A 26716-nucleotide genomic window follows, 5' to 3' on the forward strand; every position below is an offset into this window, starting at 1 on the left:
AAGAGACAGGGGCGGGGCGTGTCGTGGTCGTCTGGTTCCGGTGACGGTGGCAACGCAGACGGTTCCGGTGGCGTGTCAACGGCCATCGGCCCGCTCTGCTGGAGCGCAGGGTCCGATTGCCGCCAGTATCTTTCGCTTGCTTCAGGGAAAGTTGGCCATGGCTCGCGCACTGTGCGGCGGGCCTGTTCAGCTCATCCGTGCGAAAGGCAATGACATGCATGTGGTCCCCGGTCTCAAGGTGCTGTACTTCGGAACTCCGGTGGTGTTGATCAGCTCGCGCAACGAGGACGGCACCGCGAACCTCGCGCCGATGTCCTCGGCGTGGTGGCTGGGCCAGTCCTGCATGCTGGGGCTGGGCAACCGTGGCCAGACGACGGCGAACCTGTTGCGCGAGGGCGAATGCGTGCTGAACCTGCCGTCATCGGCAATGGTCGAAGCGGTGGACCGGATCGCGATGACCACAGGCAAGGCGGTGGTGCCTGAAGGTAAGGCGGCGCAAGGCTACCGGTATGAGCCCGAGAAGTTCTCCACCGCCGGCCTGACCGAGCAGGCCTCAGACCTGATCCTCCCGCCCCGGGCTGCGGAGTGCCCGATCCAGATGGAGTGCAAAGTCGTCTCGGCGACCCCTTTCAGCGGCCCCACCTCCTTCGCCACCGCCTTCCATGTCGAGATCCTTCGCACCCACGTCGAGGAGGAGCTGATCATCCCGGGGACGCACTACATCGATCCGCTGAAGTGGGACCCGCTCATCATGAAGTTCACCGAGTTCTTCGGCGGCGGGCAGAATGTGCATCCGTCCAGGCTCGCCGAGGGCTGGAACATGCCGCATCAGCTGCAGCCGGCGACCGTTTGACGTGGTGCCGCGTGCCGCCAACCCCACCCACCAGCTGTTCGTGATCTTTCGTACGGAACTATCTTACTTAGTATGTCTGGTGGGGATGGCCTGTTCGAGGTGGATCCGGCGGCGGTCGCCCGGCCGACGACCGTGTCGGCTACGCCGGGGAGGAAGACGTTCCGGGTGTTCGCCCCCGATCAGATGCTGTTGCTGCCGCCTTCGCTGGATGAGTGGCTGCCTGAGAACCATCTGGCCCGCTTCGTCGCCGAGCTGGTCGATGAGGTCCTGGACCTCGGGCCGATCCTGGCCTCTTATACGGAGAGGCGCGGGTTCCCGCCGTATGACCCAAGGCTGATGGTCCGGCTGCTGATCTACGGGTACACCACCGGGGTGCGCTCGTCGCGGGCGGTCGAGCGCAAGTGCGTAGACGACGTGGCATTCCGCTACCTGGCCGCAGGGCAGGGCCCTGACTACCGGTCGATCTCCCGGTTCCGGGCCCGGCACCTGGACGCCCTGGCCGGGATCCTCACCCAGTCGCTGCACCTGGCGCAGAAGCTGGGCATGGTGAAGATGGGCCGGGTCGCCCTGGACGGCACCAAGCTGGAAGCCAACGCCTCCAAACACAAGGCCATGAGCTACGCCCGGCTGATCGACAAGGAAGAACGCGTCGAGCTTCAGATCGCGGAACTGGAGGCGGAGGCGCTGCTGGCCGACGCCGAAGCCGCCGATGCCGCCGAGGACGCGGTGTTCGGGGTGAACGGCAAGGACATCGACCTGCCCGGCGAGCTGGACCGGCGGGAGAAGCGCCTGGCCCGGCTGCAGGCCGCCCGGGCGCAGATCGAGGCCGAGGCCGCTGAGAAGGCGCGCAGGCACGCCGAGGACAAAGAGACACGCCGCCAGGGGCGGTCCGGCGCTGACGATCCCGATGCCGTCACCGCCGCCGGACGCACCGCCGCCGGCACCGCACGGCCGAAGGACAAGGCACAGGCCAACTTCACCGACCCGCAGTCCCGGATCATGAAGAACGGTGACGGCGCCTACATCCAGGCCTACAACGCCCAGGCCGTCGTGGACGACGCCCACCAGATCATCACCGCCGCCGACGTCACGACGAACCCCTCCGACGCGCTGAACTACACCGGCATGCTCGACCAGTCCGCCGCGAACACCGATGTCCACGCCAAGCAGGCCCTGGTCGACGCCGGGTACTGCTCCGAGGCCAACCTAGCGGCCGCCGCCGCGCGTCAAGCCGAGCACGGCACCGAAACCCTCATGGCCACCGGCCGCCTGGCCCACGACGAGCAGGTCAGCGCCGCCCCGCGCGGACGCATCCCGGCCAACGCGACACCCAGGGAACGCATGGCCCGCAAGCTGCGGACCAAGCCCGGCCGCGCCGCCTACGCCCGCCGCAAAGCCATCGTCGAACCCGTATTCGGCCAGATCATAACCTGCCAGGACGGCCGGGAACTCCTGCTGCGCGGCGAGAACGGAGCACGCGGCGAATGGCGGCTCCTGGCCGCCTGCCACAACCTCCGCAAAATCTTTCGGCACGCCGGAACCGCCGGGCTGACCGCAGCCCGCCCCTGACGACCGGGCCGGCAGGGACTCTCCAGACCGAAGGAGGCCCGCTACCGCGCCCCGAAAGCCGATCTGCGGCCATGAACACGCCAACCAGGCGAACACGACGGGCTACGCCCGCCACGATCACCCGTTACCGACCCACGCTCCTAGCCATTGGTCGAGCGTCTGGGGAAGGGCGCCGTCCGGCGGGGCCATACACCGGTCGTCTGCCGAGCGTGATTTGAGATAGCGCGGGTCGTCTGAGACGACGACGGCGAGCCCTTCGTCGAACCACTGGGGCACCGTGGTGTCCGATCTGAGCCGGCTTATGTCGTCGATACGCTGCTCGACGAGTGGACACCGGTGATCGACGGCGATCTTTCGACCATGGCGTTTAGTCAGGTTGGCAACGTCGATCACGTCGTTCAGCATCCGGCCGGGCCGTGCACGAGTCATCGGCCAAAGGTTGACACCTACCGACGACGCCGTCCCAGCTGCGAGATCGGGAAGCCGTCCGGCTCGCGGAGCTGTTCGGCGAGCCCGCACTCGTACCCGAGGATGACCAACTGCGTGCGGTCCCGCACACCGAGCTTCAGGAACAGGCGGCTCAGGTACGTCTTGACCGTGGCCCGGCTGAGGAACAGCTCCGCGGCGGTCTCCTCATTGGACATGCCTCGCAGAATCGCGGCCACGACATCGCGCTCGCGATCCGTGAGCACGTCGAATCGGGCCAGGTCGGGTTGTCGACGGTCCATCCGCACGGAGACATCGGCGATCAGCCGGCGGGTTACCTCCGGCGCGAGCATCGCGTCACCGGCATGTACCACGTGGACGGCGCGCAGGGTCTCCGCCGGCGCGGCGTTCTTGAGCAGGAACCCGGACGCGCCGAGGCGGAGGGCCTTGTAGACGTACTCGTCAAGGTCGAACGTCGTCAGAATGAGGACCCGCGTCGCCGGTTGTCGCTCACAGATCAACTCCGTCGCGGTCAATCCATTCATCACCGGCATACGAATGTCCATCAACACCACGCTGGGCCGGACCCGGTCGACCGCGGCGACCGCCTCCCGACCGTCGCGGGCCTCACCCACCACGACGATCGACGGATCGCTTTCGAGCAGCTCGCGCAACGACGCCCGTAACAGATCCTGGTCCTCGGCGATCAACACGCCGATCCGCTCAGCCACCGCTCACCTCGTGCCGCCCCAGCGGGACGACCGCGCGCAGGGCGAACCCGCCTTCGGCCCTTCTCCCGGCAGTGAGGGCGCCGCCCATGAGTCGAACCCGCTCCCGTAGGCCGACAAGCCCGAACCCGGATCCGGTGGCTGCGCTGCGGGATACCAACCCGTTCGCCGGACCGGTGTCCACAATCTCGACACGTACATCGGTGTCGCCTCCGACGACCGCCACCTGGCAGCTGGTACCGGGCGCGTACCGGGTCACGTTGGTCAGCCCCTCCTGCGCGATTCGGTAGACGGCCAGCCCGGGACCCGGCGGGACCCGGTCGCAGCCGCTCACCGTCAGATTCACGGCGATCCCGGCATGCTCGACGCGTTCGACAAGCCCTCGCAGGTCATCGATGCCCGGCTGCGGGCCGCGCGCCACGCCTTCACCGGGGTCACGGACTGCAACCAACGCCGCACGCAGCTCATCCAGCGCCTCGCGGCTCGTCGTCTCGATCTGCGCGAGTTTCTCCCTCATCCGTCCGGCGTCGTCGCCGACCTGACGCGCGACACCAGAGACGACCGAGATCGTGCCCAACGAGTGCGAAACGATGTCGTGGACCTCCCGAGCGACCCGAAGCCGCTCCGCCGTGACCGCGTGCTCCTTCTCGGCCCGCAACGCGTGCTCGGCTTGCCGTCGTTGCCTCCTCATCGTGCTGCCCAACGCCCACGTCCCGGCCAGCACCAGCAGACTCACCATCACATACCGGACGGTCTCCTCAGCCCCAGCCGGTCCGCCAACCGCCACTAGGACGATCGCCAACCCAATCGTCACCGAGGTGGCAGGGACCAGCCTGGGACTGCCCCACGAAACCGCGACAGGAAAAAGGGTCCACGCGGCGGCCACAAACGGGTCATGAGTCATGCCCGACACCGCGCCGGCGAGCGTCACTCCCGTAACGAGGCAGAACGCCACGACGGACCAGCGCGACCGGAGCAGCATCCCCACGATCAACAGGACGATGGCCCACGCATGCACGGAGCGCGACCAGCCGGGACGGTCGACCAGCGGCAGCCAGAAAACCAGAACGCAGAGCAGCGCGGCGCCGAGATCCAGGCCGAACGACCGCGCCAACAACGACAGGACCTGACGCGGCCGAGCCATGTCTGCACATTACCCGGGGCCATCAGCCGACAGGAATCGGTGACCGCGTGGTCACGCCGAAGGGCCACCGGCTGCGTCTGCGTCCCGGTCTCGTACGCACCCGCGTTTAGCAGAGCCCAAGGCCGGCAAGAACCGTGTCCACCTGGACATCAGAGAGCCGGCGGCGGTGTATCCGGCAGGTCCGGAACCGATGATGACCAGCGGATGGGGTTCGGATATGAGGGGCTCCCGCTCAGCGATGAGCCGCCCGCTGGCAGGTGGGCTGCCGGCGGGGTCGTCGAGCCGCCAGTCCTCGTGGCGTTTGCCGGGGAAGACGGGGCAGGCGTCGCCGCAGCCCATGGTGACGATCACGTCAGACGACTCCGCGGTCTCGTACTCGAGAAGCTTGGGGGTCTGGTCGGTGACGTCGATGCCGACCTCGCGCATGGCCTCGACGGCGGCCGGGTTGACGGTCTCGGCGGGTGCGCTGCCGGCGGAGCGGACCTCTACGGCGACTGGCAGACAGCCCGCGACGTCCAACTCGACCTGCTCGAAACCGGCGTCTGCAACAGCAACCCCAGCGACTCCACCGGCACCGAAAGCTGCTGCGGCACCGCCCCGCAACCCGCCGGCGAAGGACTCGCATGCCCCGCTCAGCCAGTACGTCGGTCGCGGCATCGGTCAGACTAGCGAAACAGGTCATTCGGCAACGATGGACCCCGATCTACGGATGTAGTGTCTTCTTCCACATCCGTAGATCGGGGTCGGCATGGCGCGTAGCGCAATCGTCGTCGGCGGCGGTATCGGGGGCCTGGGTGCCGCCATTGGCCTGCGCCGCAGAGGCTGGCAGGTGACCGTGCTCGAACGGGCCGCCCAGTTTCGCCAGGTTGGGGCCGGCCTGGTGCTGCAGGCCAACGGTGTGCGCTGCCTCGATGTGCTCGGACTCGGCGCCGCCGTCCGGGGGCGCGGCCGGGCCGACATGTCCGGGGGCACGCGCAGATCAGACGGGCGGTGGTTGGCCCGCGTCGACGCCGGCGCCATGGAGCGCCTGCTCGGTACGCCGGCCATCGGCGTCCACCGCGCCGCCCTCCACGAAATCCTGCTAGGCGCTCTGCCGGACGGCACCGTCGTCACCGGCGCCGAGGTAACCAGCGTCACCGAGGACGGCAGCGTCAGGTACCGGACCGTGGACGGGTCGGGGCGGGCACAGGCTGATCTCGTGGTCGGAGCCGACGGCATCCGTAGCGCGGTCCGTAACCTGCTGTGGCCGGAGGCCGGCGCCCCGGTGCACGTCGGCGTGTCGGCGTGGCGCGGGGTGACACCGGTGTGGGACGGCGACCTGGTCGTCGCCATCAGCTGGGACCGGGGTGCAGAGTTCGGTATGGTGCCGCTCGCCGATGGCCGCGTGTACTGGTACGGCGCTGTCAACGCGGCGCCCGGGCAACGGGCCACCGACGAATTGGCTGAGGTCCGTGCCCGATTCGGCGGCTGGCATGATCCGATTCCGGCTCTCATCGCTGCCACGGGCTCCGTGCAGCGCGACGACCTCGCGTGTCTCGACGGGCCGCTCACCACCTATGTCAAGGGGCGGGTCGCCCTGCTCGGCGACGCCGCGCACGCCATGACGCCCAACCTCGGCCAGGGTGCCAACCAGGCACTCGAGGACGCCGTCGTGCTGGCGGCGGTCGCCGACCGCCCGGACGGGTTGGCCAGCTACGACCAGCAGCGCCGGCCACGCAGTCAGCAGGTGGCGAAGGCCTCACGCGTGATAGGCCGCTTCGGTCAGCAACTGAGTAACCCGATCGCCGTGGCTGCCCGCAACACCGTCATGCGTCTCTCGCCACCACAAATGGCCCTGCGCTCGATGGCCCGCTACGCCGACTGGCAACCGCCGAAGCTGGTCTGATCCCCACACGACAGGCCCCCAGTGCCGGATGACCGCCGGTGACGTGGGCTGACGTCGTGGTGCGCTCCGCTGCGGAGAATCCGTGGGCGGCGGACCGGCCCGTCCTTGCCGTGGACCGGTCCGCCGGTGTGGTCGCGCAGCGGTCAGCCGTCGGTCGCGAGTGCTGCCGTCGGGCTGACCCGCGCCGCGCGGCGGGCGGGAATCAGTCCGGCCAGCGCGGTGAGTACCGCGAGGATCACCACCGCGGCGGCGAGTTGGCCGGTGGGAATATCCACCGGCACGTCGCCGCTGCCGGCCTTGACGAACATCGCCGCGTACGGCACCGCGAGCAGGACGCCCATGGTGGCGCCGACGGTGCCGTAGAGCCCAGCCTCGACGGTGAGCATCATGGTGAGTCCGCCACGGGACATGCCCACCGCGCGGAGCAGCCCCGCTTCGCGGATCCGCTCCACCGCCGACAGCGCCGTGGTGGTACCCACGCCCACGACCGCCCCGCACTCGGACGGTGTGCCGTCCGCTGGTGACGGTGACGGTGTCGCCGACCCGTACGCCGGCGTCCTTGGCGACGGCTTCGTCCAGGGCGGCGCGGCCCGGTCCGAGATCGCCCAGGCTGCCGGCCGTGACGCTGGCCCGCATCCGGCTCCAGGTGGCCAGGTCCGCCAGGTGGACGTCGGTGGCGGTCACCTCGGAGGTCGCCTGACCGACCCGAACGGTGGTGCTGCGGTACGGCACGATCGTGGTCAGCTCGGTGTGTGCCTGGGCCTGCCGGACCAGCTCGTCCGGCAGGGTGTGGCCGGATGGGGCGCGAAGATCGAAGTCCGCCGGGGCCACGACGGCGAGGTGCCGCTCCACGTCGGCGCCTCGGCGCGTACCTGCGCTCGCTCGACAACGCTCGGAAACGGCGGCTCGCCGCAGCCCTCGCCGAGCAGCGCGCCGAGTTCGCCCGCGATCTGCACGACTTCATCGCCCACCACGTCACCGGGATCGTCGTGCAGGCACAGGGGGCACGGCTGATCGCCGGACAGGACCCGCAACGGGTGATCGACGCCCTGACTCAGATCGAGTGCGCCGGATCGGAGACCATGACGGCGATGCGGCGCATGGTCGGTGTGCTGCGCGACGATCGGACCATGCAGGCGCCGGTCGTCCCGCTGGCCGGCATCGCAGAGCTGGCCGGCCTGGCGCACCGGTTCACCGCCTCCGGCGGCCCGCCGGTGCGGCTGCACATCGACGGCATCCTCGACGGACTGCCCGTCGACGTGGACACCTCCGCATTCCGGATCGTGCTCGAGGCCCTGACCGACACCCGGAGGCACGCCAGCGGGGCAAGCGCGGTGGACGTGTCGCTGCGCCGTACCCCGGACTGGCTGCTGGTCGTGGTCACCGACGACGGCACGCCTCCGACACGCGCCGGGCGCGCAGGCGAGCACGACGGCTTCGGGCTCGCCGGCATCGCCGAAAGGGTCAAGGCCCTCGGCGGCCGATTCCACGCCGAGCCCGGCATCACCGGAGGATGGACCGTGGAAGCGACGCTGCCGCTGAAAGCGAAGGGAAACGCGTGACGATCCGCGTGATCGTCGCCGACGACCAGGCGATGGTCCGCACCGGCTTCGGCATGATCATCAACGCCCAACCGGACATGCGGCTCGTCGGCGAGGCCGCTGACGGTGTCGAAGCCGTCGAGCTCGCCCGCCGGCTGCGCCCCGACGTCGCCCTGCTGGACATCCGCATGCCACGCCTGGACGGGCTCGAAGCGCTGCGCCTGCTCGCCGGCCCCGACGTGGCCGACCCGATGAAGGTCGTCATCGACGTCGTCAAACTCGTCGCCCGCGGACTGACCAACACCGAGATCGCCACCCGCCTGTTCATCTCCGTCGGCACCGTGAAGACGCACCTGGCAAACGTCCAGACCAAGCTGCCCGCCCGCAACCGGGTCGAAGTCGTTGCCTGGGCGTGGGAACGGCACATCGTCTCGTAAGCGGCGCCGGTGGCAGGACGCCGGTCGCGGCGGCGATCGAGCCGTCACGCACCGAACCGGGTGGGCCAGGGAGCGACCGACGCCGCCGGGGGGTGGTCGCGCAACCGCGCCTGCTGGAAGCTGTCGGGTGAGTCGTTGGGCGAGTCCACACCGGCAGCCGGGAACGTGTGCCCTCTCGCCTGCTCACGAGTCGCTTTCAGGCGCGGCGGGCAGTGCCCAGTTCCTCAACCGAGGCGAGCGCGTCGGCGAGCAGGGTACGTTGGCCCTCGTCCAGCGCGGTGGCGCGTACCCTGGTCAGCAGTTCGTCGATGCGGGCGACGTCGCCGAGCCGCATGGCGAGTTCGGCGCGGTAGACGAGTGCCTCCACCACGACGGTGATGTCGGGCTCGTCGTCGACGCGGGCCAGGGCGCCGTCGAGGACCTTTCCTGCCTGCGTGGCGTCTTCTTTGGAGTCGCCGAGGACAATCGCGTTCTGGAGGGTGCGGCCCAGCCGGCTGGTGGGTTCGGCCTCGACCTCGCCGACGTCGGCATCGTTGGTCCCGTCCGCGGCGGGAGTCTGGAAGATCCGGATCCAGTTGCCACCCGGGTCGATGACGCTGAAGCCGCTGGCCTGGCCGGTGTTCTTCCGCTTCCGGGGGCGGGTGACCCGAGGAATCCCGCCGAGCAGGACCTTGCCGTGCCTCGCTCGCATGCCGTCCGCGAAGGACTGGTAGAGGGCGCCGACGTCCGGGACGAACACCAGACAGCTGCCGTGTGACTGTTCCGGGTCGAGGTCGGGCACCCCAAAGAAGTGGAGTTGGAGGTCTTCCCGCTGGACGGAGACGTAGTGGTTGGGGCGCTCCTGGCGGTGGGTGACGACAAAGCCCAGCATCGTGTAGAAGTCGCCGATGTCGTCGATGGAGCGGCAGGGCAACAGGGGGATGGTTACCTCATTGGCCACGGTCATTCCTCTCATCGGGGGCGGGTCGGTCGGTGTCGAGGGGATCGGTGTCGAGGTACCGCCCGAGGCGACGCAGTGTCGCGGCTGCCGTCTCCAGCTCGGCGAGGGTCATCCCCTCGGCGATCCGATTCGCCCACTGGGCCTGCCGGCGCTCGACGAAGGTCAGAGCCTGCCGCCCCCAAAAAGTCAGTGACATCAGCTTCGTACGCCGATCGCCCGGATGGCCTTCCGACGAGCGGAGTCGGCTGTGGACGGACACGCTGGTCACGGGTTGCCGCGAACCATCGGCGCTCACAGGCTGCCGCCAGGTTGTCGCACGCGTCAGGCCGCTCGCTGGGCCGGTAACAGGCCAACCCGGCGCACCGGCCAGCCCAGCCGTTGGGGGATCACAGGGGTCCCAGCACAGCAAGCGGGTCGGCGTCCAGTGCCAGTGTCTCCAGGACGTGCAGGAGCTTGCGTTCCTCGTACCTGAAGTGCGACTCCATGATCGCCGCCACGCCCTCCAGGTGTTGCTCCAGCTCCACAGGTGAGGCGGCCCGGGTCACGGCGGCCTGCACCCCGGCCAGCAGGTGGGCGATCATCGAGTGGTCCTGCTGGAGGTGGTGCAGCGTCTCGCGTAGCTCGGGGTGCTGCTGGGCGATCGCGGGGAACAGGTCGCGGTCCTCGCCCTCGTGGTGGGCCGTCAGTGCGGTGCAGAACCCGTGGCAGAACAGCAGCAGGTCTCTGGTCGCTGGCTGCGCCGACTCGCCAGCGGCCAGGGCCTGCCGGGTCACGGTCAGAGCTTCGCGCAGTCTGTCGTGGACACCGCGCAGCTCTCGGCTCCAGGCAACCAGCCTGGTCTTCTCGCCCTCACCCACGGGTGGAAGGCGAAGGGACGACGATCATCGTCGGTGCTCCCTTCGGTCCGGCGCCTCCATGCCTGACACGGTCTGCCACCGGCACGCGACGCTGCGGTCCAGCCTACCGCGAAGCGCACCGGGACACTTGTCCGAAGGATGTGACTCTTTGTGAGGCCCGAGCAGTCCCGGTCAGCGTGGAACCGTATCCGGCAGCCCTGAGCGGCGGCGTGCGCCGACGCGTCCCGGTGGCTCGGGCCCTCCTGAACCGCCCGGCGCCGTCGGGGTCCGGGTGGACCGCCGGTCGCGCGGCAGAGTCATGGGGGAGTAGGGTTTGGCCGCCGCCCGGGACCTCGGTGCCGTACGGCGACGTCCGCTTCGAACGATCCGGGTCGGAGCCAGTAGTGGGCAAGGACAACCCGGGGCGCGGCGATCCGACGACCTCCGATCGCCGGCTGCGGCTGTGGGCCGTTCTCGCCGATGCCGCCCGGGGCGGCACGGTCGCGGTCGATCATGTGTGCGCGACGACGGTGTCGGTCGTGGGCGTGGACTCCGCCGCCGTCGCGGTGATACTCGACGCCACCCCGCGCGTACTGATGCACGCCACGGATCGGACCGCGTCGGCGTTGGAAGACCTGACCCTGATCCTCGGTGAGGGGCCGGGCGTGGACGCGACGACCGGTGGACCTGTCCTGGTCGCCGACCTGACGGCACCGGAGTGCCGGAACCGCTGGCCGGTGTTCGCGCCGGCCGCGGTGCTCGCCGGGGCCGGCGCGGTGTTCGCGTTGCCACTACGGGTGGGCGGGATCCGCCTCGGTGTCCTGGACCTCTACCGGGCCCGGGCCGGTGATCTCGGGGCGGAGCAACTGGCCGACGCGCTGGTCCTGGCGGACACGGCATGCGCGGTGCTGCTGGACGACGCGACCCGCCGCGGGGTGGACCGGGACGATCAGTCGCCCGAGCGGACCGGCCTGCGACACCCCGAGGTACACCAGGCGACCGGTATGGTCATGGTCCAGTTGGGAGTGAGCGCGGCGGTGGCGCTCGTCCGGTTACGCGCCTATGCGTACTCCCAGGACCGGCGGCTCCAGGACGTGGCAGCTGACGTCGTCGCCCGACGCCTGCGTCTCGAACCGGCCGGGACACCTGGTGACCAGAATGGGTGAACAAGGGATCGGCGCCAGGACGGCGCGTTACGGACCATCCCGTCGGGCGAGCGACGGAGCCACTGATCAACGAGGTGACCGGAATGGCCCAGACCCAGCTGGCCGACGTTTTCGTGGAGATGGCCGACACTCTCATCGACGACTTCGACGTGATCGAGTTCCTGCACGTGCTGGCCGAGAGGTGTGTCGAGCTGCTGGGTGTGTCGGCGGCTGGGTTGCTCCTGACCGACCAGCGGGACACGCTGCAGGTGGTCGCCGCCTCATCCGAACGCACCCGACTGCTGGAGCTGTTCCAGCTCCAGACCGACCAGGGCCCCTGCCTCGACTGCTTCCGTACCGGCCAGCCGGTGTCGGTCGCCGACCTGACCCTCACCACTGCCCGATGGCCAAGGTTCACCGCCGCCGCGGCCGAGGTCGGCTTCGCCGCGGTGCACGCCCTGCCCATGCGCCTGCGCTCCGACGTCATCGGCGCGCTGAACCTCTTCGACGTCCGGCCGGGGGCCCTCGACGAGGGCAAGCTCCGCATCGGTCAGGCGCTCGCCGACGTGGCAACCATCGGACTGCTGCAACAGCGAGCCATACACCGAGGCGACATCCTCACCGAACAGCTGCAGACCGCACTGAACAGCCGCGTCCTGATCGAGCAGGCCAAGGGCGTCCTGGCCGAACGCCTCCAGGTGGACGTGGGCCAGGCCTTCGCGATACTGCGCGACGGCGCCCGCAGCCGCAACCGGCGACTGTCCGAACTGTCCCAGGCGATCGTCGACGGCTCCGAGCAGTTCGCGCCGGGACCGGACGCCAACCTGCCCGGCTGACGACCGGCTCCACAGCCGAGCCAGTTTCCGAGAACTCGGCTCTCAGGTTGTTGGTCGGGGAGATGGAGGCGTACGGTGGCCATGTCGCCCGGGTCCCCGGTGGCCGCCGTTCTCGCCGTCGCCAACCCATTAGGGGCGTTGAACAATGGTCACCCCCATCCAGACACCGATGGCCGTTTCGTCCCCTCCGACGTCGAGCCCGAAAACGGGGTACAGCGAACAACTGTTGCGTCTACGCGCAGCCCTGAACGTCGACGATCCTGACCGTGCGCGGCTGCGAACCTCGATCATCGAAGCGAACCTGCCGATGGCTGGTCGACTGGCCCGCCGCTACGCCGGCCGCGGGGAACCATACGAGGACCTGGCTCAGGTCGGCGCGATCGGCCTGATCAAAGCCGTCGACGGATACGACACCAGCCGGGACGTGCCGTTCGCCAGTTACGCCATCCCGACCATTCTCGGCGGCATCCGGCGGCACTTCCGCGACACGGCCTGGGCGATCCGGGTGCCACGGGCAGCGCAGGAACTGAGCGCCCGGGTACCCGAAGCCCGCGGCGAGCTCGGGCAGCAACACGGTCGCCAACCGACTGACGAAGAGCTCGCTGACCACCTGGAGGTGACCGCCGCCCAACTCGTGGCCGCCGTCGCCGCCCGCGGCGTCTATCGCCTGCCGTCGCTGAACGGGCCACCGCCCGGGAACGACGGCGTCGAACGCCTCGCGCTCATCGGCGCCGCCGATCCGGGATACGCAGACGTGGATGACCACCTCACCCTCCAACTGCACCTCGCGGCGCTTCCCCCGCGTGAACGTCAGATTCTGACCATGCGGTTCTACGGCGACCTGACCCAGGCGCAGATCGCCACCCAGGTCGGGTTGTCGCAGATGCACGTCTCCCGGCTGCTGAAGCGCTCTTTGGCCCAGCTGAAAGCCGAGATGCTCCGCTGACCGGTCTGCGGGTGTTGCTCCTGGTGGCCGTCCGGCTTCTGCCGCTGGTGATCGTCACGACGTTTGCTGACCGCTGACCGCTTCCCGGGGGCCACCCCGGCACGGCAGGGCCCGTACCGGCGTAGCCTGGAGCGGTCCGGACCGACGAGGTCCCGCCGCTGCGGTGCTGCCACGCCGGCTGCGCCCCGGGGGATCGCACGTACGTGCCCCACTATTCGCCGGTCACGGCGACACGTCGACCGCCCGCCGCGCCTCAGCACCCGGTGAAGGGTTTCGACCGGGCTTCCACACCGCCACCCGTGACCATGATCGTTCCGAACGCTTTTTCGAGGGAGTAGACGATGAGGATCGCCAGGTACAGGATCGTTATGGCTCTGCGCGAGCGCGGCCAGCAGGCCAGGGCCGACTGGGTCGAGCGGGAACTACCGGAGCGGGTGAATCCCGCCGAGCACACCGGGCTGCTCACCACCCTGCGGCTCAATCCGGCCGATCTCGCCGACGCGCCGTCCCCGTGAGGGTGGCTCTGCTCGGGCCGGTCGCCTGGCGGACACCTCCGTACCACTACGGCCCATGGGAACAGGTGACCGGCCTGCTCGCCGAAGGGCTGATCACGCGCGGCGTGGACGTGACACTCTTCGCGACGCTGGACTCGATAACCTCCGCCGACCTCGACGGCGTGTGCCCGCGGGGATACGCCGACGACCCGAGCATGGACGGCCGGGTGTGGGAGGCGATGCACGTCTCCCACGCGATGGCCCGCTCGTCGCAGTTCGACCTGGTGCACAGTCATCTCGACTGGCTACCGCTGGCCTTCGCCGAGCACTGCCGCGCTCCGCTGCTCACGACCGTGCACGGGTTCTCCGGCGCGGGAATCCTGCCGGCCTACACCAGGGCCCGCTCGTCCTACGTGTCGATCTCCGACGCCGACCGGGCCGCCGGGCTCGACTACGTCGCCACGGTGTACCACGGCGTCGACCTCACCGGGCTGCCGTTCACCCCGGACGCCGGCCCCGGACTGGTCGCCTTCGGCCGGATCCATCCCGACAAGGGCATCCACACCGCCATCGAGATCGCCCGCCTCGCCGGCCGGCCCCTGACCATCTGCGGCATCGTCCAGGACGAGCGGTACTTCGCCGAACAGGTGGCCCCGCACATCGACGGGGACCAGGTCACCTTCCTCGGGGCGGTGCCGCCTCGACGGCGCGCGGAGATCCTGGGCGCCAGCGCCGCCCTGCTGCACCCGATCGCCTTCGACGAGCCGTTCGGCCTGTCGGTGGTGGAGTCGATGGTCTGCGGCACACCGGTCGTCGCGTTCGCGCGGGGGTCCATGCCGGAGGTCGTCGACGAAGGGGTGACGGGATTTGTCGTGCACACCGTCGAGCAGGCCGTCGACGCTGTCACCCGGGTCAGCGGCCTCGACCGGGCCGGCTGCCGGGCGCGGGCACGACAGCGCTTCGGCGCGGACCGGATGGTCACCGACTACCTGGCCGTCTACGACGACCTCACCCACCGGCCGCACCTCTGAGCCTGTTGCACGACCGGCGATTCCCGACGACAGGGCCCGCGCGATCCCGACAACCGGAAGGCCCGACACCCATGCCCAGCTACGGGTTCCTCAGCACCCATCCCCCGACCCGGTGCGGACTTGCCACCTTCAACGCAGCCCTGAGCGCCCACCTGACCGCCGACGGAACGCCCGGCGGCATCGTGCGAATCACCGACGGCAGTGACGACCAGAGGGCTCTGCCCGGGGTCGTACACACCTGGTCGGCGCGTACCCCGGCCGGCTGGCGGGAGGCCGCAACCGCCCTCAACGCCTTCGACGTGGCCATCGTCCAGCATGAGTACGGCATCTACCCCGGCACCGACGGCGAGGACGTCCTGCCGCTGCTGCGCCGACTCACCGTGCCGAGCATCGTGGTCCTGCACACCGTGCTCCGTCAGCCGTCCGGCCGGCAGAGGTCCCTGCTGGAGCAGATCATCGCCGCCGCCGGCGCGGTCGTCACGATGACGGACACGGCCCGCGACCGGCTGCTCGTCGGCTACGCCGTGCCTTCGGACAAGGTCACGGTCATCCCGCACGGTGCCGCCGAGCACATCGGCGTACCCGTGCACCGCCGCCCCCGCCCCCACCTGCTGACCTGGGGACTCCTCGGTCCCGGCAAGGGCGTCGAGTGGTCGTTGCGAGCCCTCGCACGATTGCAGGACCTCGAACCGACCCCCACGTACACCGTCGCAGGCCGGACTCATCCAAAGGTGATCGAGCACCAGGGGGAGACGTACCGGGCGGGACTGCACCGGCTCGGCGCGCAGCTGGGCGTCGCGCACGGCGTGGACTACCAGGACGTCTACCACGACGAGGCCACTCTCGGCCGGCTGATCCGCTCCGCCGACGTGGTGGTGCTGCCCTACGACTCCCACGAACAGGTCACCTCCGGGGTGCTCATCGAGGCGGTGGCCGCCGGGGTACCCGTCGTGGCCACGGCATTCCCGCACGCCGTCGAACTTCTCACCGGCGGCCCCGGTCTGGTCGTACCCCATCAGGAGCCGGCGGCGCTGGCCGCCGCTATCCGGCGGATCCTGACCGAACCGGGCCTGGCCGCCCGGCTGGCCGGCCGCAACCGGCCACTGGCCGCCGACCTGCGCTGGCCGGCGGTGGCCGCCCGCTACGACGCCCTCGCCGAGCGGCTCGTCGCGCACCGCGCCACCGTGGTAAGCGCGGCGTCGGCGTGACGACGACCACCGACCTCCCCAGCACGGCGGACAGCGGTCGCCGCTGGTCGGCGCACCCGCCGAGTTTCACGCACCTGAGCCGGCTGAGCGACGACACCGGCCTGTTCGAACACGCACGCCACGCCATCGTCCGCCGCGAGCACGGCTACTGCACCGACGACGTCGCCCGCGGCCTGGTCGTCACCAGCCGCGAGCCGGAGCCGACCGAGGAGGTGATCCGGCTGGCGGAGCGCTACCTCGCCTTCCTGACCCACGCCCAGGACGCGCGCGGTTCCTTCCACAACCGGATGGGCCACGACCGGCGCTGGACCGACCAGCCCGGGCTCGGCGACTGGTGGGGCCGGGCACTGTGGGGGCTGGGCACCGCCGCCGCCCGGAGCCCCGCCGCCTGGATCCGGGAGGAGGCCCTCGTCGCCTTCAGCAAGGGTGCCGCGCGGCGTTCCCCGGCCCCCCACGCGATGGCCTTCGCCGGACTCGGCGCCGTCGAGGTGCTACGACGCCACGCCGGCCACGCCGCCGCGGCCGCGCTGCTGGCCGACGCCGCCATCATGATCGGAACCCCCGATCCGGATCCACGGTGGCCCTGGCCGCAGCAGCGGCTGACCTACGCCAGCGCGGCCCTCGCGGAGGTCATCATCGCCGCCAGCCAGCTGCGCCACGACGGCCCACCGCTCGACGCGGGGCTGCGGATGCTGACCTGGCTGCACGACATCCAACTCCGCAACCGGCGGCTCTCGGTGGTGCCGGCCGCCGGGTGGCGCCGCGGCGCGGTACGGCTGCGCCACGACCAGCAGCCCATCGAGGTCGCAGCCTTCGCCGACGCCTGCGCCACGGCCGCCGCGGTCACCGGCGACCCCGGCTGGGAGACCGGATTACGGCAGGCGATCGGGTGGTTTCTGGGCGACAACGACCTCGGCATGCCGATGTGGGATCCGGCGACCGGTGGCGGCTACGACGGGCTGACCCCGCACGGACCCAACCTCAACCAGGGCGCCGAGTCCACCCTCGCGCTCATCTCCACCCTGCAGCACGCCCGGCGGTGGTCATGACCGGTATCCGGGCTGTTCGGCAGGACCTCACCCTCACCCCTGATCCCCGCCGGGTGATCGTCAAGCTCTTTGTCCCAGGCGAGGACGCGGCCCTGGTACGCACCCGCGCGCGGGCCCTCGTCGACCGCGTCGCGCAGCTCGGTGACGAGGAGACCGGCCGGCTGCTGCGGGACGCCTTCGACCGCTTCGGCACTCGACACCGCGATCTGGACGGCACCTTCCACCACCACTACGACCTCGTCCGGCACCGCGTCGCCCGAACTCGGGACCTCTCCCCCACCACCCGGCTCCTTATCGGCGCCTACTTCAGTCACGAGTACGCGGTCGAGGCGGCGGCCCTGTGCAATCCGTCGATGGTGGTCCACCCCGACCAGGCCGGACTGATCGCCGGGCAGCTGCGCGTCGCGGTCAGCCTGCGCCAGATCGGCGAGGGGCACCTGTCGTCCATCGGGTTCGCCACCGCGGTCCTCGGACCCGGGCACCGGCTCGCCGTCGCCGACCGGTCCGGCCCCCTCGTCGTCGGGCAGCGAGTCGGCATACGGCACCGGCGGGACCTCCTCGCCGCCGGTCTGACCGAGGTGGACTGCGACAACGAGATCACCGCCACCGTGCTGGACGCCCTGCCCGAACGCTACGACGAGGCCACCTTCGAGCAGGTGCTCGGCAACCTGCCGGCAGACCTGCTCTCTCGCAGCACCGGTCCGGGCACTCTCGAGCACCTACGCCGCACCGATGCCGCCAGCTACGCCATGACCTTCCCCGCCGACACCGTCCTCCATCAACGGGTGCTCTGGCCGACCATCCCCGCGGAGAGCAACGGCATGGAGGACGCCCGGTTCGTCAGACTCACCGACGGGGCCGGACCGCTGTACCGGGCCACCTACACCGCCTACGACGGCCGGCGCATCGCCACCCGCGCCCTGGTCAGCGCTGACCTGCGCCACTTCGAGATCACCCCGATGCGCGGGCCGGGCGCCCGCAACAAGGGCCTCGCGCTGTTCCCCCGTACCGTCGGCGGCCGACACCTGGCACTGTGCCGCGCCGACGGCGAAACGATCGGCCTGACCTGCCTGGACGCGGAGAACCGGTGGCAGGCGCCGGTGCCCCTGCACACCCCTTGCGACAGCTGGGAACTGATCCAGGTCGGCAACTGCGGATCCCCCATCGAAACCGACGCCGGCTGGCTCGTGCTCACCCACGGGGTCGGCCCGATGCGCCGCTACGCCATCGGCGCGCTCCTGCTCGACCTGCATCGACCGGAAAGGGTCGTCGCGCGGCTCCCCGGTGCGCTCCTGTCACCTGACAACGCCGACCGGGACGGGTACGTCCCCAACGTCGTCTACTCCTGCGGCGGGCTCATCCACGACGGCGAGCTGTGGCTGCCGTACGGGGCCAGCGACGCCCGGGTCGGATTTGCCACCATGCCGCTGGCCGCGCTCCTGGCCGGGATGGTGGAATCCACGCCAGCACCGGGCGGCCGGGACGGCTGAATGGCCGGCTGCCGCCGAGCTGCTGCTGGCCTTGCCAACGAGCACCGGGATACCCGCCGCCGATCGCCAGCAGAGCACCGACTCCGGTCAGACCGTGCCGGCCGCCGCCAGGATCGCCACCGGAAGCAGGAGCATCCACTGCGGCAGTCGAAGCAGGGGCCGTGACCATTCGGCACGGAGGGTGACGACCACGAACGCCGCCGCGTAGGCGAGGAAGTGCGCGACGATGAACAGCACCAGCGGCGCGTTCGACTCGGGATACAGCCCGAGGCCGAGCAAGGCCACCGCACTGAGTAGCAGGTCCGCGGTGACGAAATGCCACACCGCGTGCAGCGTACGCATGGGCTCATCAGGCAGGGTGCTGCCGAGAAGGGCGCGAACTACGTCCGGCCCGCCCGCGATGACGTGGATGAGGGCGGTGACTCCCGCGACCGCGCCTGAGGCCAGAAGCCAGCCGTCCACCGGACCTCGATTCCTTCAGCGATCATGTGGCGATGCTCCGGCCAGTCGGTGGTCGGGGCGATCGCCGAGGATTCCCAGGTGGAATAGCACGGCGCCGGCGAGCGTGTCCAGGACCAGCTCGACCGGCACGGGGCCGCCGGTCTCACCCGACGCTCGCGCCCGCTCGAACACCTCTGTCCGTCCACCAGCACGCCTTGGCACGCCGGCCGCCGCCCCAACTGACCGGCGTTGGCACTAGTTGCGCTGCCCCTGGTTCTTTGTCTGGCCCTGGTTCTTTGTCTGGCCCGGCAGCGGTGCGACGGTGTTCATGGCCTCGTCCACCAGCTCGTCGAGAGACCGCTGGTTACCTTCCGAAACCCACTCCGACTGGGCGGACTCGAGGCTGGCCAGTGCCGCGCCGGCGAGTGCGACCGCGGCGATCCGGGCCGGTCTGCTCTCACCCTCGGCAAGGCGGCGCTGGAGCACATCGGCGAGCAACACCCGCCAATGCGCGTACTTGTGCAGGTGGCTGGCGTGTAGCGCGGGAGTGCTCAACATCATGCGGGTCATGACCTGTGCTTCTGGTCGGGCGCTCATCCCTTGCACGAGGTCGTCGAAGGCGCGGCGCAGCGCGAACCATGGGGGCTCCTGTGGCGGACGTGCGGCCAAGGCCGTGGCGATCTGTTGGCCCATCTCCGCGAACCACTGCCCGAGCACGTCCTCCTTGCTGGAGAAGTACCGGTGGAAACTGCGGCGGGAAAGGCCGGTTGCGGCCGCGATCTGCTCGACCGTCGTCGCTTCGAAGCCCTGCTCGACGAACAGCTTCAGGGCCGCGCCCGCCAACTGCGCACGCACCATGTTGCGCGTGCGCTCGCGCAGTCCCACCTTCGGCTCGTCCACGGGACCAGCGTACACCAGTCGGCACAATGAGCCATGTTTAGCACTCAGGGTCTAGCCTGACACAGTGAGACATCTTTGGCGTATGGTGAAGCCGTCAACGGCACCAGCCACCGTCACCCGGCCGACACCGCCGATTCCCGCCCTCACCGGGCGATCGAAAGGGTTCCCCATGGCAAAGAACTGGTTCATCACCGGCACCTCCCGCGGCTTCGGCCGTGCCTGGACCACAGCCGCGCTCGAGCGCGGTGACCGGGTCGCCGCCACCGCCCGCGACACCGGCATGCTGACCGATCTGGTCGACCGCTTCGGCGACGCGATCTTGCCGATCGAACTCGACGTCAACGACCGGGCCGCCGGTATCGCCGCTGTCCAGACTGCGTACCGGCACTTCGGCCACCTCGACGTGGTGGTCAACAACGCTGGTTTCGGCCACTTCGGCGCCATCGAGGAGCTGACCGAGGACGAGGCCCGCGCGCAGATGGAGACGAACTTCTTCGGTGCGCTGTGGATCACCCAGGCCGCGATCCCGCTGCTGCGCCAGCAGGGCGGGGGGCACATCGTGCAGGTGTCCAGCATCGGCGGCGTGACCGCGTTCCCCGGCCTGGGCATCTACAACGCCTCGAAGTGGGCCCTGGAAGGGTTCACCGAGGCGCTGGCTCAGGAGGTCGCCGGGTTCGGGATCAAGACCACGCTCATCGAGCCGTCCGGCTTCGCCACCGACTGGGCCGGCTCCTCCGCGGCCCGCTCCGAGCCGGACCCGCTCTACCAGCCGCTGCGCGACGCGATCGCCAGTTGGGGCGACGCTCCCAGCCCCACGGCCGAAGACAGTGTCGAGGCCCTGTTCCAGGCCGTCGACGCGGCCGAGCCGCCCACCCGCCTGCTGCTCGCCTCGTTCGGCTACGACCTGGTCCTGGCCGCCCACGAGCGGCGCATCGCCACCTGGCGAGCCTGGGAGAAGGTCGCCCGCTCGGCCGACCAGAAGGCAACAGCCTGACGGCTGGCCCCGGCCAGCTCATCACGTGGCAGTTGGCTCCGGCGCCCGGCCGCGCCGATAACCGCCGCCACCAATCGCAGACCAACGGCCCGACGGCCGACCGGGCAGATTCATCACCTACGAATCTGCCCGGTCGAGCCGCCGTCGATCAGCTCATGCCGTAGCCCGCATGAACTGCTGGTTCTGCCCGCTCCCACAGGTGTACTGGACCAGGCGGGCGCCGTCGGCGGTGGAGCTGCTCGGGACCTCGAGGCACTTGCCGGAGTGGCGTGCGACCAGGCGCACATGGCCGCTCCCGGCGTCCTGAACCTGCCATTGCTGGTTCTGTCCACCGTTGCACGTCCACTGGATGATCCTGGCGCTGTTGGCGGTCGACGCGGCATTCACGTCGAGGCATTTACCGGAGTGCCCAGCGATGATCCGGTAGTAGTTGTTGCCGGCGCTCTGGAACTCCCAACGCTGGTTACTGCCGCCGTTGCAGCCGTACTGGGCGATCTCGGCCCCGTCTGCGGTCGACGCGCTGATCACGTCGACGCACTTGCCCGAGTGCCGCGCGGTGAGCGTTCCGGTACTACCTCCGCCGTCACCCCAGCCGTGCCTGAGGCGGTCGGCGCCGGTGGAGTTGCGGACACTCAAGGTCAGGTTGGTGCCGCTGCCGTTCAGCGCGAACATGGAGTACCAGTCGTAGTTCTGTCCGGCGGTGATCTTGCCCCCGAGCGCGGGCCAGTAGACCGAGCCCATGTTGCGGGCACGCATACTGTCGGTGACCGCGCGAATGTGCCGGACGAAGTTGTTGGTGCTGCTGGCGTCGTTGTAGTTCAGGCCGGTGTCCATCGGTGCGCCGAACTCGGTCAGGATCGCACGCGAGGCGCAGGAGCCCAGCCGGGTCTCGAAGTGGCTGCGCCAGCCGGCGTAGTCGTTCGTACCGAACATGAAGGCGTAGTGGTGGTAGGACAGCAGGGTGCCGTTGAACCGGCTGTCGTTGCACACGGGCCTGAGGTCGTAGTTGTAGCCCGTGCCGCTGACCAGAATCCGGCCCTTCGGGATGGACGAACGGGCGTTGATCCACGAGGCGGCGAGGTTCATCCACTCGGAGGCGCTGTAGCCGTGGGGTTCGTTCATCGGCTCGAAGTGGACCAGGCTGTTGGAGCCGAACTCGGAAGTCACGGCATTCCACATCGAGTTGAAGGCGCTCATGTTCGTGATCCGGCCGCCGGACGCCGCCCCGTCCTCCCAGTAGGTGAGGATGACTTTGAACCCTCTGGCGGTGGCGGCGTCGATGGTGCCGCGATAGGCGTTCCACCACGACGAACCGACGGTGTGGGTGTTGATCGGCAACCGGACGGTGTTGACACCGAGGTGATTCTCGAACCCGTTGTAGATGGCGTCCGCCTTGGCCCGGACGGTCGAGTAGCTGTCCGACTGGCTCAGCCCGTCGAGGACGAGCAGACCTTCGACGAAGTTGTCACCCCGCACCGCCCAGTTCACACCCCTGAACTGGCTGGTGTCCGCGCTGGCCGGCGACGCACTGGAGAGTGCGGCGACCGGCACCAGAACCAGCGTGCTCAGAACGCTGACCAGAATCCGGCGGAGGGATCGGAATGTAGGCACTGAGGGATGACTGGTGGTGTCGGTGGATGGCATGGTTCTGACCAATCTCGCGAATGTCGTGTCGATGAGGGCACCGAAGGGCGATGTTGACGTCGCCATCCTGGGGGCGGCCACGCTCGGTCCGCCCCCCGGTGTGGTCAGACGGGTTGGCGGGTGAAGCGCTGGTTGGTGCTGCCGTTGTAGGTCCACTGGGAGATGCGGGCTCCATCGGCGGTCGAGCGCTCCCACACGTCCATGGCCAGGCCACTGGCGCGGTTGATCAGGCTCACCGTGCCGTCGCTGTGGTTCTGGACCCGCCACTGCTGGCTGGTGGCGCTGCTGCTTTCGGCCTGCTGGGTGATGGCGGCACCGGTGGAGTTGCCCATGGTCTGGAGGACCAGGCCGCTGTGCCGCGCCTTGATCCGGTAGTGGCCGTCGCCGGCGTCGACGAACTCGAACTGCTGGTTGGTCGCGCCGGTGGCCGCCCACTGGATGAGCGCGGCCCCGGCCGCGGTCGATCGAGCGTCGATGTCGGCCAACTTGCCGCTGTGCTGGGCAACCAGACGGAAGTGGCCCGAGCCTCCGGGGGGCGGCGTGTCGCCCAGGTTGGCTTCCCATCGGGTGTTGGATCCGGCCGCGTCGGCCGGGAGCCGGTCTCGTGCGGCGGTGTCGCCGTACATGCTCCAGCGCGCCCAGTCGACAACGGTGTTGGGGAAGCGCCTGTCGCTCCAGAAGCTGGTGTGGCTTCCCCCGACGAAGGTGAGGAACGCCTTGGGCGCGGGCATCTCCGCGTACGCCTGCCGGGCCGAGGAGTACTGCGTGAGCGTGTCCCGGTCACCGTGGACGAACAGGACCTTGGCCCGCACCGAGCTGGCGGGGTTGCCCATGTCTATGCAGGACTGCGGGTTGGCGGAGATGATCCGGCTGTCGGGCCAGGAGGTCAGCAGGCCGTGGGTGACCATGCCGCCCATGGAGTGTCCGGACACGCCGACGCCGATGCTGGTGTTGATGTGCCCGGCGAGGGGTCCGCTGGAGTTGAGGGCGAGGGTCTGGGTGATGATCTCCGAGACGTCCCGGGAGGTGTTGCCGTTGTTGACCTCGTTGATGCTGTGCTGGAAGTGCGGGGCGGGGACGACGAAGCCCGCCGCGACCAGCGGCCGGATGAGGAACAGAGAGTTCTGCGGACTGCTGTCGTAGCCGTGGGTGTAGTTGTAGACGGGGAAGACCCCGTTGGCGACCGGGGCGTTGGTGACCGGGTTGCCGCCGGCGGTGCCGGTGGCCGGGTAGTAGACGTAGGTGGTGCACGGGCGATTGCCCCGCCGCCAGTCGTACCGGCGCACACCCACGGCGAACGGCGTGGTCGGCGCGGTATCCAGGGTACCGACCGGGGCGGCGTTCGCCTCCCAGGCGCCGAACAGGGCCGTACCTCCCACGGCCGCCACTCCCGCAGCGCTCGCCTTGAGGAAGGCACGTCGTTGCATCGACACGATGACTCCTTCGTAGGTTTCTGGGTGGTCAGCGCCCGGCTCGATGGACGGCCGACGCGCGAGCCGTCGCCCGGCTAGCGTTCCGCCGATGAGCACAAGGAGTAGCGACGCCGAGACGGTATGGCATCCGCCTTGATGTGCCCTGCTCCACCCATGTTAACGATCACATTGAGATATATCAAAGAGTGTTCCTGTCGGACGCATAGTTGTCAATCGATGGACTTCGACGTACCGGTGCCCGGCGCCGACCGCACCCGGACCGACTCTCGAGGGGCGGTGCACCCGACCGGCTCACGATCGATAACGTGTCGGGCCGCACCTACGTGACGGCCTTGCTGTCGGTGCCGACCTGTCCTGGTTGAGCGGCAGGGTAGAGCCCTGCCGTGCCCGAGCGTCCTGAGGACCTGGCCGTGACCCGCGCGTCGCCGCCACCACACCCGCCCCGGGCGGTACTGCGCGGATCAGTCAGCGCCAGGCACTCCTCGGCGGCGTGGTCCTGACTCCAGGCGTAGCGGTGCACGATCGGCTGTGCGAAGAACACGCTGCCACCGATCACCTCCACGTCCGGAGCCGCGACCGCCTCAGGCCACTTCGGGCCGCCTTGGCCGTCCCCTCCCACCGCTCGAAAGGCGACACCACGACATCGACGTCAGCGCGCCCGGCGAACACAAGGCGCGCCGCCGCAGCCAACTCTTGCCCCGGCTCCAAAGCCACCACGCTCCACCCGCGATCGAGCAGCGTGGCCTGACCTGACCCGTGCCCGTCCCGACCTCCCGCACCCTGACTCCAGCGGTAGCCAGACCCGCGTAGTCACCGTTCCAATGTCTGGGTATTCAGCTGGCGTCGGCACTACCGCTTCTGCTCGGGTACCCCTCGAAGGCTGACTTCAGCGTGGCCAACGTCAACAGTGCGATGGCCGTGGCCACATTGGTCAGCGCTCGCCAGGCTCGCCTCATCGCGGTCGCCGGACGCAACTGAGCGCCTCTGCCCGCCGGCCACCAACTCGACGCCGCCCAGGCAACCCACGACACCAGCAACAGGATCGCAGCACCCGCCACCACAAGGGCCGGCCACGGAATCCTCCCGCACCGGCGATGTTCTGCTGCGCCACGTCCCCCGCAGTGACGGTGCCTACCGCAGCGGTCCCGCGGTGACAGCCGCCGGATGGAGCCCCACGCCCAGAAGGCGGCGGAAGGAGCGCGTCCAGGTCATCGTGGACGCCCTCCTTCCGCACCACCATGTCAGATATCCGCCCTGGCAGCCGTGCCCGGAATCAATCGACGCGGCGGTGGTCGCGCACCTGCCAGCGGTGATCCGGGGTCACCGTCATCCCGACGGCCGACCTAGTAGCAATACAGCGAGCTGGCGCGGCTGAGGACATACCAATCAGCCTGTCCGTGACCGGTCCGGATGGTGTAGCACTTCTTCTTCGGCCACTTCCAGCTACATGCCACCCAGGTGCCGTTACCCTTCTTTTTCCCCTTGTTGTTCTGGCAGACGTACTGGTTGCCGCTACCCTTCCAGCTTCCGAGCTTGAAGTAACCGTCGGCCTTGTCGCTTCTCACATACATGGTCCGCCGGTCGAGCCGGAGACACGTCGTCGCCCCGATCTCACCGCTCTTGTAACAGATAATGTTTTTACTGTTCGACCCCTCGAACACTTTCGAGTGCGACACGGCCTTGCCAATCTTCCAGTACAGGTTTCCAGCAAACGCCGGGGATGCGAATCCGGTCACGAGGCCGAGAGCCAGGACCATCCCCATCACGACTGAGCGGATTTTGAACACTAAGCTTCCCCTTTCGCTACTGTCCATTTGCGACAGAAGTCTGGCAGCGCGAAAGACCCTGGTCAATGAAGAGTCGGGTGGCTTGAGGAAATCTTGCGCTTGCCCCGGGTCCAGGCCACATGCCGAGAATAGATGCGAAAGCAACAAGCCAGGCCCGACGCGCGACCTCCATCGTCAGAGAAAGGCCGGGATCACTTCCAGATACTTGACGGGGCGCCTGATTCAAGCTGTTTGTGAGTGATGCGCGTTCAAGTGCCTCGCCAGGTTGGGGTGGCTCATGCCGCGACCGCCGGAGGAATCTGCCATCCCCCGGGCATCCCCCACGTTCGCCGACGTCGCCGCGCTCGCCACCGCGGCGACCCGCGAACTCGCTGCGGGGCGCGACCGGCGTGTTCGTCACCCAGGGGCAGTCCCCTGCACGGTGACCGCCTCACGGAAGCATCCGGCGGGGCGAAACTGCTGGCCGCCCTTGCAGGCCGCGGCCCCGGACCTGCGGGGTGTTCGCAGGATCCGGGGCGCGGCGGCTCTGGCGGTCGTCAGGCGGCCGACGATGCCATGGCTTCGCGTACCTTGGCGGTGTCGACGAATTGTTCGAAACGGACGATGAGCCCGCCACGCACCACGAAGTGGTGGGCGACGCGGACGTGGATGGGTTTGCCGGTGGCCTTGTTGGTGGCGGTGTACCGGGCGAGGACGACGACGTTCTCTCCGTCGACGATGTAGGAGTCGTCGTGGGCGGTCCAGTCGTCCCAGTCGGCGGCGAGCCGCTCCATCACGTTGGATGTGACCCCTTCCGGGGTGCGGTAGGTGCCGGCGAGAGGGAAGCCGGCCATCTCGGTCCACTCCACGTCGGGGGCGAGGGTGGCGCGTAGGGTTTCCAGGTCACCGGCGGCGGAGGCGAGGTACTGCCGGCGTACCACGTCGGCGGGGGCGGTGGAGGTGGCGAAGTCGGTCATCGC

Annotated in this window: 27 protein-coding genes and 1 pseudogene; 14 read left to right on the plus strand and 14 right to left on the minus strand. The window is 69.4% G+C overall.

Annotation, left to right across the window (positions count from 1 at the left end; all coding sequences use genetic code 11):
* Positions 1 to 214 precede the first annotated feature (214 nt).
* Positions 215 to 853, plus strand: coding sequence for a flavin reductase family protein (locus E1193_RS08275; RefSeq protein WP_132181893.1), 639 nt, complete (start codon positions 215 to 217; stop codon positions 851 to 853).
* A 72-nt stretch (positions 854 to 925) separates the two neighbouring features.
* Positions 926 to 2422 carry an IS1182 family transposase gene (locus tag E1193_RS08280; protein WP_243707418.1) on the plus strand — a complete coding sequence of 499 codons (1497 nt, stop codon included), beginning with the start codon at positions 926 to 928 and terminating at the stop codon, positions 2420 to 2422.
* 117 nt (positions 2423 to 2539) lie between these two features.
* Here E1193_RS08280 and E1193_RS08285 read toward each other — a convergent pair whose 3' ends face one another.
* From E1193_RS08285 to E1193_RS08300, 4 genes and pseudogenes are all read right to left on the minus strand, one after another.
* Complete coding sequence (locus E1193_RS08285; protein ID WP_132181819.1) at positions 2540 to 2827, minus strand: hypothetical protein; 288 nt, start codon at positions 2825 to 2827, stop codon at positions 2540 to 2542.
* Between the two features lie 41 nt (positions 2828 to 2868).
* Positions 2869 to 3579 (minus strand): response regulator transcription factor, encoded by a 711-nt coding sequence (locus E1193_RS08290; RefSeq protein WP_132181821.1) that lies wholly within the window; start codon positions 3577 to 3579, stop codon positions 2869 to 2871.
* Positions 3572 to 4690: a histidine kinase gene (locus E1193_RS08295; RefSeq protein ID WP_165945679.1), complete on the minus strand. Its 1119-nt coding sequence runs from the start codon at positions 4688 to 4690 to the stop codon at positions 3572 to 3574. The genes E1193_RS08290 and E1193_RS08295 overlap by 8 nt, the downstream gene beginning before the upstream one ends.
* Before the next feature lie 294 nt (positions 4691 to 4984).
* Positions 4985 to 5209 (minus strand): annotated as a pseudogene (locus E1193_RS08300) (heat-shock protein HtpX); the annotation flags it as partial.
* A 259-nt stretch (positions 5210 to 5468) separates the two neighbouring features.
* On the opposite strand from E1193_RS08300, the gene E1193_RS08305 reads away from it, so the two are divergent.
* Positions 5469 to 6605 carry an FAD-dependent monooxygenase gene (locus tag E1193_RS08305; protein ID WP_132181825.1) on the plus strand — a complete coding sequence of 379 codons (1137 nt, stop codon included), beginning with the start codon at positions 5469 to 5471 and terminating at the stop codon, positions 6603 to 6605.
* A gap of 143 nt (positions 6606 to 6748) precedes the next feature.
* On the opposite strand, the gene E1193_RS08310 is transcribed toward E1193_RS08305, so the two are convergent.
* Positions 6749 to 7084, minus strand: a complete 336-nt coding sequence (locus E1193_RS08310; protein WP_165945680.1) for an ABC transporter permease — start codon at positions 7082 to 7084, stop codon at positions 6749 to 6751.
* Positions 7085 to 7402: 318 nt separating this feature from the next.
* Here E1193_RS08310 and E1193_RS08315 point away from each other — a divergent pair, with 318 nt between their 5' ends.
* Together E1193_RS08315 and E1193_RS08320 are read left to right on the plus strand one after the other, a co-directional pair.
* Positions 7403 to 8167, plus strand: coding sequence for a histidine kinase (locus E1193_RS08315; RefSeq protein ID WP_132181829.1), 765 nt, complete (start codon positions 7403 to 7405; stop codon positions 8165 to 8167).
* A complete protein-coding gene (locus E1193_RS08320) occupies positions 8164 to 8583 on the plus strand; it encodes a response regulator transcription factor (protein ID WP_243707420.1) in 420 nt (139 codons plus the stop codon). The genes E1193_RS08315 and E1193_RS08320 overlap by 4 nt, the downstream gene beginning before the upstream one ends.
* Before the next feature lie 196 nt (positions 8584 to 8779).
* Here E1193_RS08320 and E1193_RS08325 read toward each other — a convergent pair whose 3' ends face one another.
* The 3 genes from E1193_RS08325 to E1193_RS08335 all read right to left on the minus strand — a co-directional run bounded on the left by E1193_RS08325 (position 8780) and on the right by E1193_RS08335 (position 10380).
* Positions 8780 to 9523: a VOC family protein gene (locus E1193_RS08325; protein WP_132181833.1), complete on the minus strand. Its 744-nt coding sequence runs from the start codon at positions 9521 to 9523 to the stop codon at positions 8780 to 8782.
* A complete protein-coding gene (locus E1193_RS08330; RefSeq protein ID WP_132181835.1) occupies positions 9513 to 9719 on the minus strand; it encodes a hypothetical protein in 207 nt (68 codons plus the stop codon). Before E1193_RS08330 ends, E1193_RS08325 begins: the two co-directional genes overlap by 11 nt.
* A gap of 190 nt (positions 9720 to 9909) precedes the next feature.
* The gene (locus E1193_RS08335; protein WP_132181837.1) at positions 9910 to 10380 is read right to left on the minus strand and encodes a hemerythrin domain-containing protein; all 471 of its coding nucleotides are present in this window, start codon (positions 10378 to 10380) and stop codon (positions 9910 to 9912) included.
* Positions 10381 to 10763: 383 nt separating this feature from the next.
* Between E1193_RS08335 and E1193_RS08340 the strand changes: the two genes are divergently transcribed.
* The 8 genes from E1193_RS08340 (at position 10764) to E1193_RS08370 (ending at position 18558) form a co-directional block, all read left to right on the plus strand.
* On the plus strand, positions 10764 to 11525 hold the full coding sequence (locus tag E1193_RS08340) for a GAF and ANTAR domain-containing protein (protein WP_207922627.1): 762 nt from the start codon (positions 10764 to 10766) through the stop codon (positions 11523 to 11525).
* An 83-nt stretch (positions 11526 to 11608) separates the two neighbouring features.
* Complete coding sequence (locus E1193_RS08345) at positions 11609 to 12340, plus strand: GAF and ANTAR domain-containing protein (RefSeq protein ID WP_132181839.1); 732 nt, start codon at positions 11609 to 11611, stop codon at positions 12338 to 12340.
* A 145-nt stretch (positions 12341 to 12485) separates the two neighbouring features.
* Positions 12486 to 13286, plus strand: a complete 801-nt coding sequence (locus E1193_RS08350; protein WP_132181841.1) for a SigB/SigF/SigG family RNA polymerase sigma factor — start codon at positions 12486 to 12488, stop codon at positions 13284 to 13286.
* Positions 13287 to 13627: 341 nt separating this feature from the next.
* The gene (locus tag E1193_RS31770) at positions 13628 to 13801 is read left to right on the plus strand and encodes a hypothetical protein (protein ID WP_165945681.1); all 174 of its coding nucleotides are present in this window, start codon (positions 13628 to 13630) and stop codon (positions 13799 to 13801) included.
* On the plus strand, positions 13798 to 14811 hold the full coding sequence (locus E1193_RS08355; RefSeq protein ID WP_132181843.1) for a glycosyltransferase family 4 protein: 1014 nt from the start codon (positions 13798 to 13800) through the stop codon (positions 14809 to 14811). The genes E1193_RS31770 and E1193_RS08355 overlap by 4 nt, the downstream gene beginning before the upstream one ends.
* 71 nt (positions 14812 to 14882) lie before the next feature.
* Positions 14883 to 16019, plus strand: coding sequence for a glycosyltransferase (locus E1193_RS08360; RefSeq protein ID WP_132181845.1), 1137 nt, complete (start codon positions 14883 to 14885; stop codon positions 16017 to 16019).
* Positions 16016 to 17068 carry a glycosyltransferase gene (locus tag E1193_RS08365; protein ID WP_132181847.1) on the plus strand — a complete coding sequence of 351 codons (1053 nt, stop codon included), beginning with the start codon at positions 16016 to 16018 and terminating at the stop codon, positions 17066 to 17068. Before E1193_RS08360 ends, E1193_RS08365 begins: the two co-directional genes overlap by 4 nt.
* Positions 17065 to 18558, plus strand: coding sequence for a glycoside hydrolase family 130 protein (locus E1193_RS08370; protein ID WP_132181849.1), 1494 nt, complete (start codon positions 17065 to 17067; stop codon positions 18556 to 18558). Before E1193_RS08365 ends, E1193_RS08370 begins: the two co-directional genes overlap by 4 nt.
* Before the next feature lie 87 nt (positions 18559 to 18645).
* On the opposite strand, the gene E1193_RS08375 is transcribed toward E1193_RS08370, so the two are convergent.
* Together E1193_RS08375 and E1193_RS08380 are read right to left on the minus strand one after the other, a co-directional pair.
* Positions 18646 to 19020 (minus strand): hypothetical protein, encoded by a 375-nt coding sequence (locus E1193_RS08375; protein ID WP_132181851.1) that lies wholly within the window; start codon positions 19018 to 19020, stop codon positions 18646 to 18648.
* A 234-nt stretch (positions 19021 to 19254) separates the two neighbouring features.
* Positions 19255 to 19899: a TetR/AcrR family transcriptional regulator gene (locus E1193_RS08380; protein WP_132181853.1), complete on the minus strand. Its 645-nt coding sequence runs from the start codon at positions 19897 to 19899 to the stop codon at positions 19255 to 19257.
* 169 nt (positions 19900 to 20068) lie between these two features.
* On the opposite strand from E1193_RS08380, the gene E1193_RS08385 reads away from it, so the two are divergent.
* The gene (locus E1193_RS08385) at positions 20069 to 20893 is read left to right on the plus strand and encodes an SDR family NAD(P)-dependent oxidoreductase (protein WP_132181855.1); all 825 of its coding nucleotides are present in this window, start codon (positions 20069 to 20071) and stop codon (positions 20891 to 20893) included.
* A gap of 153 nt (positions 20894 to 21046) precedes the next feature.
* Here E1193_RS08385 and E1193_RS08390 read toward each other — a convergent pair whose 3' ends face one another.
* From E1193_RS08390 to E1193_RS08405, 4 genes are all read right to left on the minus strand, one after another.
* Positions 21047 to 22444 (minus strand): RICIN domain-containing protein, encoded by a 1398-nt coding sequence (locus E1193_RS08390; RefSeq protein ID WP_243707422.1) that lies wholly within the window; start codon positions 22442 to 22444, stop codon positions 21047 to 21049.
* A 197-nt stretch (positions 22445 to 22641) separates the two neighbouring features.
* Entirely contained in the window at positions 22642 to 23964 is a 1323-nt protein-coding gene (locus E1193_RS08395) for an RICIN domain-containing protein (RefSeq protein ID WP_132181899.1), read from the minus strand.
* 1349 nt (positions 23965 to 25313) lie between these two features.
* Positions 25314 to 25757 (minus strand): hypothetical protein, encoded by a 444-nt coding sequence (locus tag E1193_RS08400; RefSeq protein WP_132181859.1) that lies wholly within the window; start codon positions 25755 to 25757, stop codon positions 25314 to 25316.
* A gap of 536 nt (positions 25758 to 26293) precedes the next feature.
* A complete protein-coding gene (locus E1193_RS08405; RefSeq protein WP_132181861.1) occupies positions 26294 to 26713 on the minus strand; it encodes a nuclear transport factor 2 family protein in 420 nt (139 codons plus the stop codon).
* Positions 26714 to 26716: the final 3 nt, after the last annotated feature.

It is taken from the genome of Micromonospora sp. KC606, from assembly GCF_004348675.1.
Classification (GTDB): Bacteria; Actinomycetota; Actinomycetes; order Mycobacteriales; family Micromonosporaceae; genus Micromonospora.